At 46.8% G+C, this 14,384-nt stretch carries 6 protein-coding genes and 1 CRISPR repeat array (1 of these 7 running past the window's edge); all 6 genes read right to left on the bottom strand.

The features are described 5' to 3' along the window. A CRISPR array of direct repeats spans positions 1 to 7,723; the repeat unit is 29 nt; unit sequence GTTCAAATTCCTCTATGGTAGATGGTCAC; it reaches 2,540 nt to the left of the window's first position. An 81-nt stretch (positions 7,724 to 7,804) separates the two neighbouring features. The 6 genes from cas2 to cas7i are packed head-to-tail and all read right to left on the bottom strand — an operon-like array spanning position 7,805 to position 14,370. Continuing rightward, positions 7,805 to 8,095 carry a CRISPR-associated endonuclease Cas2 gene (gene cas2, locus MOMUL_RS07385; protein ID WP_236713034.1) on the bottom strand — a complete coding sequence of 97 codons (291 nt, stop codon included), beginning with the start codon at positions 8,093 to 8,095 and terminating at the stop codon, positions 7,805 to 7,807. Continuing rightward, positions 8,089 to 9,057 (bottom strand): type I-B CRISPR-associated endonuclease Cas1b, encoded by a 969-nt coding sequence (cas1b, locus tag MOMUL_RS07380; RefSeq protein WP_062283802.1) that lies wholly within the window; start codon positions 9,055 to 9,057, stop codon positions 8,089 to 8,091. The genes cas2 and cas1b overlap by 7 nt, the downstream gene beginning before the upstream one ends. Positions 9,058 to 9,073: 16 nt before the next feature. Beyond that, on the bottom strand, positions 9,074 to 9,607 hold the full coding sequence (gene cas4, locus MOMUL_RS07375) for a CRISPR-associated protein Cas4 (protein ID WP_062283517.1): 534 nt from the start codon (positions 9,605 to 9,607) through the stop codon (positions 9,074 to 9,076). Beyond that, positions 9,597 to 12,350: a CRISPR-associated helicase/endonuclease Cas3 gene (locus MOMUL_RS07370; RefSeq protein ID WP_062283514.1), complete on the bottom strand. Its 2,754-nt coding sequence runs from the start codon at positions 12,348 to 12,350 to the stop codon at positions 9,597 to 9,599. Before MOMUL_RS07370 ends, cas4 begins: the two co-directional genes overlap by 11 nt. Next, entirely contained in the window at positions 12,350 to 13,234 is an 885-nt protein-coding gene (gene cas5, locus MOMUL_RS07365; RefSeq protein ID WP_062283512.1) for a CRISPR-associated protein Cas5, read from the bottom strand. The genes MOMUL_RS07370 and cas5 overlap by 1 nt, the downstream gene beginning before the upstream one ends. Next, entirely contained in the window at positions 13,234 to 14,370 is a 1,137-nt protein-coding gene (gene cas7i, locus MOMUL_RS07360) for a type I-B CRISPR-associated protein Cas7/Cst2/DevR (protein ID WP_062283509.1), read from the bottom strand. Before cas7i ends, cas5 begins: the two co-directional genes overlap by 1 nt. Positions 14,371 to 14,384 lie beyond the last annotated feature (14 nt).

The following is a 14,384-nucleotide window of genomic DNA, read 5'->3' as shown; positions in this document are numbered from 1 at the left end:
GGTAGATGGTCACTTGTCTATGAATTAGAAGATAAAGAAAACCAAATGGGTTCAAATTCCTCTATGGTAGATGGTCACTTTTTTGCTGTTGTGCGATTATCTTCTTTAGAATCTGTTCAAATTCCTCTATGGTAGATGGTCACAAGTAGGACAGGTTTCAGGTAAGTTAAGCAATTTCGTTCAAATTCCTCTATGGTAGATGGTCACTTGCGAAGGTTGCCGACCTGACCAAAGAAGAAACGAGTTCAAATTCCTCTATGGTAGATGGTCACTGGACGGCAGGGGCATCATGTTTACCGGGTTACCGGGTTCAAATTCCTCTATGGTAGATGGTCACCAAGCGACCGAAGCAAACGAGCCATTTGCCTCCTTCGTTCAAATTCCTCTATGGTAGATGGTCACTGTTATGCAGTAAAGGCGGTGCATTGCTACACCTCCGTTCAAATTCCTCTATGGTAGATGGTCACCCTCACCGGGCTCAAAGATTGCGTCAACGATTTCTAAGTTCAAATTCCTCTATGGTAGATGGTCACTGACGAAGAAAAATTAATCCGCTTCTGTAGAGCGCAGTTCAAATTCCTCTATGGTAGATGGTCACCATAGGATAAGTACCGCTACCAACTGCAATAGTTGAGTTCAAATTCCTCTATGGTAGATGGTCACGTCTTAATACCGGCAATGCTGTTTTGCGCTATCGTCGTTCAAATTCCTCTATGGTAGATGGTCACGCAGGCCGTGGCCTGGGTCGAAGCATAGTTTAATCAGTTCAAATTCCTCTATGGTAGATGGTCACCCAAATATACCAGCATGTATCATTTTTATTGCAGTAGTTCAAATTCCTCTATGGTAGATGGTCACTCCCCCAGGGCCGCCGGGACTTCTGCTAGGGAAATGTTCAAATTCCTCTATGGTAGATGGTCACCTTGCCATTTCCTCCCGTGTCAGGGCCGCGTCCGGAGTTCAAATTCCTCTATGGTAGATGGTCACAAAGCCTGGATATAGTTAAATCCAACCCCTACGTCTGTTCAAATTCCTCTATGGTAGATGGTCACGATTATTGAAGGCCCAGAAAGAGGGCGGAGACAAGGTTCAAATTCCTCTATGGTAGATGGTCACAACATCTTTTACTGCTTAACCGCAAGCTAGTTGACGGTTCAAATTCCTCTATGGTAGATGGTCACATAGTTAAAAAACTCAAGACAAACTTGCCACTCCTGGTTCAAATTCCTCTATGGTAGATGGTCACCCCGCCACTTCGCCCGCACCGTCTCCCGCCAGCACCGTTCAAATTCCTCTATGGTAGATGGTCACTTTTTATCTTTTTCGCTTACCTCAAGAGCAATAACTGTTCAAATTCCTCTATGGTAGATGGTCACCTCTAAGCACTATCCTGTTGGCTGTGTTAGCACTAGGTTCAAATTCCTCTATGGTAGATGGTCACCTGCCGCCGTACCTATAACAATAACTTTTGTTAACCCGTTCAAATTCCTCTATGGTAGATGGTCACTCTTAAAGTGGATTACGACCACTTAGATCCTACTAGTTCAAATTCCTCTATGGTAGATGGTCACCCAGCATACCGCCTGCCGCAGAGAGGTATAGGTGTGTTCAAATTCCTCTATGGTAGATGGTCACCTTTTACGAGTGGGCTATTTCAGCCGGATATTATGAGTTCAAATTCCTCTATGGTAGATGGTCACCCGCCGCGCTTGTTGATTTTTACCTCCCAGGCCTCGGTTCAAATTCCTCTATGGTAGATGGTCACCCGAGAAACAGTCGTAGATGCATCCAGTTTGATAATGTTCAAATTCCTCTATGGTAGATGGTCACACTGCTTCAGCATATCGTCTATGCTGGTATATATTGTTCAAATTCCTCTATGGTAGATGGTCACATTCAACAAAATAAGCCATATTCTCCCCTCCTTAAAGTTCAAATTCCTCTATGGTAGATGGTCACCCCGTCATAAAACTTTATAGTGCCGATATTATTACGTTCAAATTCCTCTATGGTAGATGGTCACCTGCAGGATGTTCCGCGCTTCACCAGGATCCAGGTGTTCAAATTCCTCTATGGTAGATGGTCACCCGCCCTTATTTAGTTTGCCGCCAACAACCATCTTGTTCAAATTCCTCTATGGTAGATGGTCACTGTTAATGGCCGCTACTATAACCTTCGGAACCCCTTGTTCAAATTCCTCTATGGTAGATGGTCACAATCCGGGGCCACTATTTATGCCGACCTAAAACGCGTTCAAATTCCTCTATGGTAGATGGTCACTTTCCTTACTTTTTTCTGTTCTTTCCTCTTTTCCGCCGTTCAAATTCCTCTATGGTAGATGGTCACTACTCCCAGGCTTTATAGGTATTATCGCGATTGAAGTTCAAATTCCTCTATGGTAGATGGTCACTGTTCCCCTGGGATAGATTATTTGAGGATTTAAGGAGTTCAAATTCCTCTATGGTAGATGGTCACGAAATCTGCCAACCTGCACCTTTCCAGTCCCGGGCCGTTCAAATTCCTCTATGGTAGATGGTCACCCGATTGCTTCGTAAAAGGGACCTGCGCCCTCGAAGTTCAAATTCCTCTATGGTAGATGGTCACCGGCCATTCTTCATTTAAATATTGAACTTTATATTCGTTCAAATTCCTCTATGGTAGATGGTCACCCCCGCCTGCTTCAGTATTCTTTGCCACGCTTCTGGGTTCAAATTCCTCTATGGTAGATGGTCACAGGCCCATCGCGAAATTAACGTATCGCTGTTCCTTGTTCAAATTCCTCTATGGTAGATGGTCACCACTCTCGTTGTTCGGCAATAAGTCGCAATGTACGGTTCAAATTCCTCTATGGTAGATGGTCACGCGCCGTCGGCGCCCCGCATCGGAGGGATAGGGTAGTTCAAATTCCTCTATGGTAGATGGTCACGAGGATACAGATTTAGCGAATGTTCCTTGCACCCAAGTTCAAATTCCTCTATGGTAGATGGTCACGTAGAACCTTTCTCTGCCCAGGTTGTGGGCCTGCATAGTTCAAATTCCTCTATGGTAGATGGTCACTCCTCGGGAAACGTTTTTGCGACTTTCATCATGATTGTTCAAATTCCTCTATGGTAGATGGTCACACGTTCATAGTTCAGATATGCCTCCACTAAGTCTATGTTCAAATTCCTCTATGGTAGATGGTCACAGTTTTAGCGCAGTGTAGGTTTTGCCGCTACCGCTGTTCAAATTCCTCTATGGTAGATGGTCACTATATTCATCGGAATTAGGCCATGGGGCAAGGTTAAGTTCAAATTCCTCTATGGTAGATGGTCACATCACATCCTCAAGGCTTGCCCCGTTGTCAATTGCCGTTCAAATTCCTCTATGGTAGATGGTCACCTTCTGAAATACTTGACTATCGCGGCGGCTATTTCGTTCAAATTCCTCTATGGTAGATGGTCACCATTTTCGATGGTTATTCTTTTTAATAATTTGATTGGTTCAAATTCCTCTATGGTAGATGGTCACAAGCGGGGTCAGCCAATAATCGCTCCTCTTGAGGGTGTTCAAATTCCTCTATGGTAGATGGTCACGGGCCGCCCAAATAGCTGTGAAGCTGGTGGAGTAGAGTTCAAATTCCTCTATGGTAGATGGTCACAAGTTATGGCAGGGATAGATGATTCGTTGATATGTGTTCAAATTCCTCTATGGTAGATGGTCACCGGCAGGGTGCATTTATTCGCTATTTAGTATAGTAATGTTCAAATTCCTCTATGGTAGATGGTCACTAATATTATCGGGGCAATGTCAAACTCTTTAACAAGGTTCAAATTCCTCTATGGTAGATGGTCACTAATACGCCTGAAGGCAATTATGAACAACTCCACTGTTCAAATTCCTCTATGGTAGATGGTCACTTTTACCATAAAAAGGCAAAATAAAAAGGCCCCCTAGTTCAAATTCCTCTATGGTAGATGGTCACGTATTGCAACACATGCTAATCAATAAGGTGATTAAAGTTCAAATTCCTCTATGGTAGATGGTCACTTTGATTATCTCCCTCACCCCCTCCCCTATAGCTCAAGTTCAAATTCCTCTATGGTAGATGGTCACTCGCGACTGAGTATTTCTAGATCAGTCGTATCTTGGTTCAAATTCCTCTATGGTAGATGGTCACCAGGAGCAAGAGTATTCCACCTAGCAGCAATATCCGTTCAAATTCCTCTATGGTAGATGGTCACTGAGAAAACTCTCTCGCGTACCTTGTAAAAGCTGGGGTTCAAATTCCTCTATGGTAGATGGTCACTGTAAATCGCCACCTTGTTTTTGGGTGACAAAATACGTTCAAATTCCTCTATGGTAGATGGTCACTGTTGTGATATAGAAAGACCGCTTCTTCTTGACCAGTTCAAATTCCTCTATGGTAGATGGTCACTTTTCTCGGCCTTAGCCTTGATGTCAGTCACATCTTGTTCAAATTCCTCTATGGTAGATGGTCACGTTCAAGAACGGCGAACGAAGAATAAATCCGTTCAAGTTCAAATTCCTCTATGGTAGATGGTCACCTATCAAGCATCCGTTGCCGTATTGCTTCTTCAGTTGTTCAAATTCCTCTATGGTAGATGGTCACCATTTGATACTAACCAAGCTGTTCCCCCCTTTATAGTTCAAATTCCTCTATGGTAGATGGTCACTGGTCGGGAAGATAAATAGCTATTTTGTTGTGCTGGTTCAAATTCCTCTATGGTAGATGGTCACTGGTGGCTACGGCCCTTGGCGAGAATTAATTCTACGTTCAAATTCCTCTATGGTAGATGGTCACTTATCCCTCCGGATACTACCTGGGGACGGGATGCGGGTTCAAATTCCTCTATGGTAGATGGTCACCAGCGCCTTTTCCATAAATCCAAGGAAAAAGCACTTGTTCAAATTCCTCTATGGTAGATGGTCACGATGCCCCCGCTTGCAACGGTTACAGCATTATCACCGTTCAAATTCCTCTATGGTAGATGGTCACTCCACAACGTAATCGACCACTTTATAACCCGGACGGTTCAAATTCCTCTATGGTAGATGGTCACTAATCGTGTTATTAGTGATCTGCGGCGATAACGATGTTCAAATTCCTCTATGGTAGATGGTCACCACCTCATGGCTGTTTGAACAGCATGAGAAGGAGGAGTTCAAATTCCTCTATGGTAGATGGTCACTTGTCGGGGAATAAAGTACTCTCCCGGTGTTACATCGTTCAAATTCCTCTATGGTAGATGGTCACCGTCATACCCCATTGTGCCATAATAGCGATAAGCCCTGTTCAAATTCCTCTATGGTAGATGGTCACCTTTCGGTGAAAACGACTTGAACATCGCTTCCGTCAAGTTCAAATTCCTCTATGGTAGATGGTCACAGCCGACCATTTCGTTGAGGTCACCGATATGATCGAGTTCAAATTCCTCTATGGTAGATGGTCACGACAGCGGAACGATATCCGGGAGTTTAAACAGTTCCGTTCAAATTCCTCTATGGTAGATGGTCACCCTTGCCAAGACGTCCTTGACATACGCTAAAGCGCGTTCAAATTCCTCTATGGTAGATGGTCACGAGTCGGAATGCGGGCGGAAAGGAGAAAGGAAGAAAGTTCAAATTCCTCTATGGTAGATGGTCACCTTTTCAGAAATTCGATTTAGGCTGTCTGTTCGGGGTTCAAATTCCTCTATGGTAGATGGTCACCAAAATACTTTGGAGTGGCTATAGAAGATATATTTTTGTTCAAATTCCTCTATGGTAGATGGTCACTGCCGTACCGAGAAGTGAATTCCTGCGGCTTGTCCGGTTCAAATTCCTCTATGGTAGATGGTCACCCCCGGACCTCCCGATAATCAAAGCGGCCAGAACAGTTCAAATTCCTCTATGGTAGATGGTCACTTGTGGATACGCTTTAATAATTCTTCCGGTGCTACATGTTCAAATTCCTCTATGGTAGATGGTCACTAGCATACGGTACAGGGAAGGGGCTTTCGAAGCCTAGTTCAAATTCCTCTATGGTAGATGGTCACCAGGCGGTGGGGGATTATAGAACTTATCCGGGTGCGTTCAAATTCCTCTATGGTAGATGGTCACTACTTCGGAGGTACTTGGAAGGTACTCTGAAGGTAGTTCAAATTCCTCTATGGTAGATGGTCACATGACCCCTATAATGCTACCCAGTTTGCTAACGAGAGTTCAAATTCCTCTATGGTAGATGGTCACTTACTGCCCGAATTGAGAAGGCCAGGGAACTGCCAAGTTCAAATTCCTCTATGGTAGATGGTCACCCCAGGTCCCGGCCATGCTGGCCCGTGATGGTTATATGTTCAAATTCCTCTATGGTAGATGGTCACACCCATCTTTTAAGCCGTAATTAAATTCATCAATTGGTTCAAATTCCTCTATGGTAGATGGTCACTGTCCCTACCTTCATAAATGCGTATAGGAAAGCTAGTTCAAATTCCTCTATGGTAGATGGTCACCCAGCTGCATGGTGTGGATGCCTTTCTCCACCGTGGTTCAAATTCCTCTATGGTAGATGGTCACCCTGCACCGGTATTAAGTCCGGGAATTCTACATCGCGTTCAAATTCCTCTATGGTAGATGGTCACGTCCATCCGGCCCTGTTGTTTACCATTAGCAAAGTAGTTCAAATTCCTCTATGGTAGATGGTCACTTTTTACACCTTCTGGCAATTCATCTTCTGTAATCAGTTCAAATTCCTCTATGGTAGATGGTCACCCCTCAGCTGTGCTCGCACCACCATGCTCGCGATTGGTTCAAATTCCTCTATGGTAGATGGTCACGCAAATTTCAAAGGCCTCCCGGTTTTCCTCTGTCACCGTTCAAATTCCTCTATGGTAGATGGTCACTCATTTTGAGCTTCGGCTATATACTGCCGCAAGTTCGTTCAAATTCCTCTATGGTAGATGGTCACGCCCGAAACCGTGCTCATTACACCTTTGAAAGATTGTTCAAATTCCTCTATGGTAGATGGTCACTAGTGTTGGCCAGTTTGGCCCTGATCAATAACCCTGTTCAAATTCCTCTATGGTAGATGGTCACTTACTCCGCATGCAGTTAAGCGGTTTCAGGAACGGGGTTCAAATTCCTCTATGGTAGATGGTCACCTGCGGCCCAGGCCCTTGTTGAACAGTACTTGCAATGTTCAAATTCCTCTATGGTAGATGGTCACGTCAATTTCATCCTTATTGCTCCTTCACGGTTTCTTGTTCAAATTCCTCTATGGTAGATGGTCACCGCCATCTTCATGCCATTCCATCAACTCTTCTATGCGTTCAAATTCCTCTATGGTAGATGGTCACCCTTTGGTGAATACCTTAGAGAATGGCTGCTTGATTAGTTCAAATTCCTCTATGGTAGATGGTCACTCGGCAGGGTAGAGGATCATCCTTTATCCTACCTAGTTCAAATTCCTCTATGGTAGATGGTCACCGGGACGCAAAGCGTTTTAAAGTAACGCCGGAAATGGTTCAAATTCCTCTATGGTAGATGGTCACTGGGCTCACCACGATAAAACTGATGCGGCTAATAAGGTTCAAATTCCTCTATGGTAGATGGTCACCAGAAGCGTTCTGCTGCGTCTATGAGGGCCATAGCCGTTCAAATTCCTCTATGGTAGATGGTCACTTGACACCCTGCAAGCTACCTACGGCTGGGAGAAAGTTCAAATTCCTCTATGGTAGATGGTCACCGCAGATGAAATACTTGTCCTGCCAGGGCTTTTAGCAGTTTTTTAAAAGCCTTTGCGTCAAACCGCCAGTTTGTACTTACACTAAAGGAAATTATCTGTAGGGTCGGGGGTGTCAGTCAAGATATCACGGTTTAGCTTTACCCCATCCCTGAGGCTATAAATGATGACAAAATCTTTTTTCATGTTAACTATGGCCATTATTTCCCTCTTAAGCAGGGATATTTGCCCTTCGGTAATATCTCCTTCAAAAACTGATTTTTGCACATGAGATAAATATTTACGGCTGGTCTTCATGATCTTTACCAGGCGCCGTTTGCCGTCGTTGTCTTCAGTATTAATATCATAGATCAGGATTACCCTTATATTTACCACCACACCTTCATGGGGGAATATTTTTCTTCACCAAGGAGGTGCTTTATAAGCTTATATAAGTCCAACCGTACAAGACTTTTGTAGCGAATATTCCTTTTTAGCTTCCGGTGCAAAATCGTCTTTTCCAGAGTTTCTTCAAATTCTTTAACAAATACCTTCCTCCCCCCTTCGGTAAGGTAGACGAAATTGACATTGGTATCGAAGTGGGTTTCCTTTAGAATGTTGAGGTTGATCAAACGGAATATTAGTCTGTCGACGAAAACCGGCTTAAATATCTCCGCAACATCAAGGGCCAGGGAATATCTTCGCTCTGATGGCTCATGTAGGTAGCTAATGGTCGGATTTAAGGCGGTGCGGTAGATCTCCTTTAAAACTACCGTATACATCATCGCGTTGCCAAAGGAAATCAGGGCATTTAAAGCATTAGCAGGAGGTCGTTTGCTGCGGCTGCCAAACTCCCAGCCCGTGATTTCTTCCCAGGTGTCATAGTAGGCTTTACGAGCATGGGCCTCCAGGCTCATGAGTTCTTCAATGGAAGCAGTCTTACCTATCCCCTCCCTGATCTCATCCAGTTTGCGGCAAATATCATCATACTCCCTTTTTTCCAGGTTGCGGCGTATGTTGTGCAGCGCCCCCTCGACAAAGATCCGGGCCAGTTCCAGTCTCTTAGCCTGGTCCAGGTAATGCTCCACCTGCCTTACCAATAGAAAACCGGAGAGCTGGGATTCCCGGGGAATAAAACTGCCGGAATAGTGCCCGTAGTAGTTGAAGAAATGGAGGCAAATCTGTTTTTGTGCCAGGAAGTCTAAAAGCCTGGTGTTCAGATCCAACTCGGAAAAACAGTAAATATGATCAATATCTTCCACCGGGACTACGCGTCGTTCTGTTTCTAACTCCAAAGCCAGGGTATTATCCATTCGCCGGAAGCGTCCGGAAGAAAAAATGTAGTAGGTCCTGCTCATGAAAATCGCCTCGAAATCAAATATAGCAAAAATCAAAGTAAGCGCACCGGCTGCACATCTTCCTACCAGCCTTTTTCTCCGGCAAGGGCTTACTGAGGACGGCTTGAATCTCCGCCAGGGCTTTCATGAGGAGTTCCCGGTCCCAGGGGGAAAAATTTACTTCTTCCCTGCGCATGCTTGAAGGATAGTGGATTACCCCCGCGGAGCAGTTAACTCCTTTCTCTTGGAGCATGTAGATATAGTACTTCAACTGCCAGGTATGGGCTTCTTCGAACTTTTTACTTTTCTTCACCTCATGGACGTAAACCTGACCATTGTAGTGTAAAAAGTCGATTTTCACAGTATCAAAGGCCACTTCTTTATTGTTTTCGCGGTTAAACCTGGTCTCATGTAATATCCTGCCTTTGATGACGTCGGCGTTACCGGATATGTTCTCAAGGTTAAGCCCCTTAGCAAAAAGCCATAACTTGCGATGGCAAATAAAATAGTAAGCCACCATGGTGCCGGTGATATGGGCCTTTCTTAGTTCGGTAACCTGGTCACTGTTCATTTTGCACCTCTAACCCTTTAACGTGATCATAGGGCAAATCGAGGATGTATATACCCTTAAGCCATCTTTCCAGCCTGGATCTGATTTTAGTAACGTTTTTGATGTCAAGCCCCGGGGGGAGCATGGCTTCAAAGTCCAGGTCCCGCATCTTTTCCCCATTGGATGTCGCGAGATAAGGGCAGTTAACGGTAAACCGCGGGAGGATGACCAGGGCCAGTTCCAAAAAGTTTAAGCTTTCCATACTTTTACCGCTTAGCCAGACCCGGATGCTGTCATAGAATTCACCGGCCTTTTCTATGGGAACACCGGTTATGGCACTTATATCTCGAAAAAGCCTTTCCGCATCCCTTTTGCGATCCGAGCAGTAGCCGTGATCGAGGGTTGCCAGGGTTTCTTCATACTTCTGAATGTAGTCTTGCAGTTGGAGGGGATAGTTGTCTATCCGCCGTAGTTCATCAAGGGTACCATATGTGAGCTCCACCCAATCCATTTTTTCCTTTTCAGTTAAAAGCAATGTTTGTCCTGTTATTGATTTAATAACTTCCACCAGGCGCCTGTTCATGTCCCCGGAGCTCCCCTTACCCTTGCTTTTCTTAAAACAATCAACCCAGGGTTTCCGTTTTAGTTCTTCCGCAAGGCTGTTGCCCGGGCTGAGGCCGGCTTCGCCCTTTAAGGCCATGAGCAGGATTACCAGGGAGAGGGCCGTCAGGTCCCGGTTATAGACTGTTTTTAAGCCGGATGCCAGTTGGACGTCACCGGCAGTTTTTTCTTCCTGGTCTGAACGCCGGCGGCTATTGAGGGGTTGATCCCCTCCATTGATTATAATTATGACGTTGGCCTCCGGGGGAGCATTGTTACCCGTCAGGCGGGCAAACCGACGAAAAACGCGGCCCATCCGCTGGATCAGGCTGTCGGCCGGGGAAGGCTCGGTAAAAAGTACGTCCGCGTCAATATCCAGGGAAGCTTCAACAATCTGGGTGGCTACAACTATACAGGGACCGGCATCCCTGTCCGGCCGGTTGGGCATATATTGCTCGACCACCGCTTTTTCCAGCTCGTCTTTCTGTTTAAGGATAAAGCGCGAATGAAGAAGGACTGTTTCAATAGCCAGTTTCTTTTGCTGGAGTAACGCCATAATTTTATCGTAGATCTCACAGGCGGCCCTGACGGTATTCATTACTACCAGGACCTTTTTACCCTGTTGAGCTTCCCCGATAATAGCCGTTACAGCACTGGCATAATCACCTGCATGGACGTTAAATCCCAGCCGATGCCGGCAAGAAGCAGCCACCCCTTCGAACTCCGGCTCATCAATCAGGCGTATAACCTGATGGCCGACCAGCCCCAGGCGTTTGACCAGCTCCCGGCTCATGAAAGGCGGCAGGGTTGCGGTCATAATCAAATTGCTGCCGCCGAGATAGGCATTTTGTTGTACCAGGTGGGTGATGATTGCCGCTGCGCGGGGATCATAGGCCTGGACTTCATCAATAACCAGGGCCCCGTTCATAAGGGCAGCAAAGATCCGTTCATAGCCAGGATACCTCAAAGCCGCCGGGGCGATCTGATCGGCAGTGGCTATAATATAAGTCCGGGCCAGGTGGCGGGCCAGTTCCATGGCTTTGCGGGTATTGCTCTCGCTTTCAAGGTCGCCCTGCTGCTGGTAGCGGCTAAAAGTCTCCAGGGCGGCATCGCTGTGCAACAGGGCCACCTGATCGTCACCTTTTTCTCCCAGGCTCTCAACCATCTCCCTGGTGCGTTCCCATATCTTATTGACGGCCGCTCGCATGGGCAGGAGGATAAAGTTTTTCTTTCCCGCCCCCCAGAGGAAGGCAAACTCGGTCTTGCCGAATCCCGTCGGTGCCACCAGCACCAGGTTGTCACCTTTTGCCTCCTTATGGTTTTGAAAGAACTGCTTTTGCCAGTAATCCGGTGTATTGAATTTTTCCTTTAAGGCCCTTTCAATTTCACCGGTAGTGAAAACCCGGCCGCTTTCGATGGCGTCAATCTGTAAGCCGGTGTTGCTTTCTTCTACCATTGAGGCAAAGTGGTCGGCACGCATGAGATTGCCGGCAATAAAAACCCTGGCTCTATCTTTTTCATCTCCCCGGGCGGCTTGGGCCCTGATGTGGTCAGGAAGATAAACCAGGGTATAAGGCGGGATAAGGAGCCCGGCTGAACCGAGGGTATTGTAACGTAGATACTCCGTCAAGGTGGTGTTAAGGCCCATCACGGCCGGGTCTAGCCCGTATTTTTCGGCCAGGCGGGTGAACTCAGCAACTAAATCCTGGCTCAGCCGGTTCCATAAAGCTGCCCTTTCCTCCAGTTCCCCGGCCTTTTTCCTGATAAGATATTCCTGGCTGCCCAGGAAGTAGTCAGGGAAGCTCTCGCGCCAGTGATGAAAAACAATAGCCGATATAACCACATGGGAGAGGTATGGTTGGGAAAAAGTAAAGTTCTCCGGCCTAACGAAAAACAGAGAAAGGATGCTGTGGGGGATATCTTTATATTTTGGTACGTCTGCCGGGACGTCCTCCACCTTTTGGACCTGCTTTTTTATGCGCCCTTGAAAAGCGGGATCAACTTTACCAGAGTCATGGAGCAGGGCGGCATACTTTAAACCCAACCACCAGTCACCGGGGATCTTATTGCCAATCTTCTTTTTAAGGACCTCGGTCGCCGCCAGCACGTCCCCGGTGTGCTGGCTTAAAGAAACGCCATTACTTTTAGCCCAGAAATCAGCCATTACCGCCCCTCCTTTCCCGGTTCCTGGTTTATCGCGGCCATATAAACCGGCGTTTTCAGCTCCCTGTCTACTAGAAGGGACGGCAAACGGAAATTATCCAGAAAAGGGACTTGACAGCAGCAAATGCGGGCAGGGACATGGGCGAAATTCCGGATCAAGCCTTTTTTGCCGAACTGGTAGGGCACCTCCACCCGCCGGTAAAGGGAGGTCACCAGGACGGCGTTGCCCTGCATTTTATTATAAAGGCTGGTGTACTCGGCAGCATCCATCAGCTCGTTTAAACCGAAAGCAGCCGCCGGTGCAGGCATCCACTGGTAAAAGCCAGGGGCATTTTGCAAAATGCTTCCCTCATTTGAGGGGCAAATTTCCATTATTGTCGCCTCGGTTATCATAGCCCAATCCTCAGCCCGGCCAAGATGCAGGTGGCTCAGCCACCTTTCCGGCAGGCAGGCGTTTTCCAGCAGGAAACCCGTCACCTGATCATCTGGATGATAGAGATAAACATACACTTTAACATCGTTTAAAACTTCAACGACAACAGGGCTCTGACCGCCGGGGTGTTCCGGGGTTTCCTGCCACCGGCGGTTATCGTAGGAGTAAAACCTGCCTTTATGGGCGGAGGGACTCATATTACGCAACCAGGTATACTCTTTTGTAAAGTAACTGTGCTGCGCTAAAACGCCCAGGGCCAGCCCACCCGCCAGCATGGCCTCGATTTTAGCCCTGTCGCCCAGGATGTTGGCCAGCAGGCCAATCACCGTAGAGTAAGGAGGCAGGGGGTAAGTCTTGCGAGGATTGTTGCTGTCAGTGACCCGGAAATGAGCCGAAGCCGCAGTGAGCCCCAACTTTAAAACGCGTAAAGCCCTAACTGCCGTAGCACCCATCAGTTAATTGCCTCCAGCACCCGGTCGACGCCTGCCCAAGGCTTAAAACTACGAGCCCCTTCGCCGCACACCAAATTGCCATCGAAGGGCAGGCTGCTCTCATACCAGGCTTCCAGCAAGTAATCGTTACCAAGGGCCCTGTTCAGGGGGCCGGCTTCGACTTTGCCGTTTTTAAGCCGGACATCGCTGTTGAAAACGGGTACCGGTACCTTCAAGGTCCCCAGCACGATAAATACCGGTACCATACCGTAGTCTTCTGTGCTGGAATGGATGACCAGGCCGTTTTTAACTACGGTCAGGAATTGCCGCAGGCGTTCGCGGAATTCCCCCTTGCTGACCACGAAAATAATCCTGCTGTTATTCCCGTTGTCGCTGATACCTACAAACCCCCTGGGTTTATTATCAGTATTGGGGATATAATGCCACTTTATGTTCTCCGGGAAACTGCGTAAGCTCCGCAGCTCGACCAATTCCCCGGCCGAGGCTTCGGGATATTTTTTTAGCCAATTTTTAAAGGCGGTGAGGCCGTCCCCGCCAGCTACATAAATATCCTGGTAACCTAAGCGGCAGAGATCCAGGGTAAAGGACAGGCGGTAGTAGGAGTAGTGTTCTTCTTTTTGAAAGGGATTGGGATTGGCGTTGTCTCCCTGCGCATTTGCCCGCCGGACCAGGTCGTGATTGGCGTAGAAGGCCATGTCGGCCTGCCAGGGCTCGAGGGAGATCGCTTTGGTAATACCGAGGGGGGCTTTTCTTACAATACTACTTCCTTCTTTTTCTTTTCCCTCTTCATTGCTATTCTCTTTAGTATTTCTTTTATTTCTTTTATTAGATGACATGGTGTTCATAAAACCGAAAAAATCCATTTCCGCATAACTAATAATATTAGCATCTGGAAATTTAAACTGAAGTACTTCTTGTTTTCCTTGACTGTATGTTACAGGCGCTTCCTCCCAGCCATATAGCTTCATAAAGGTGGCAAACATGTGGTGGCGGATAAAAGCCCGGCTCATAAAGGAATAAGTGCCGTCATAACGCGATAACTTTTTTATAGAAGTGATATTGCCCCCCAATTTCTCGTCGCGGTTGACGGCCGAACTCTCAAAGATAACCGTCGCTGTTATTCCTTTAACCTCCATCACGTAAACAACCC

It is taken from the genome of Moorella mulderi DSM 14980 (assembly GCF_001594015.1).
In the GTDB taxonomy this organism is placed as follows: Bacteria; Bacillota; DSM-521; order Neomoorellales; family Neomoorellaceae; genus Neomoorella; species Neomoorella mulderi.
Note: the sequence above shows the minus strand (reverse complement) of the source record. Positions and strands in the feature narration are given on the sequence as shown.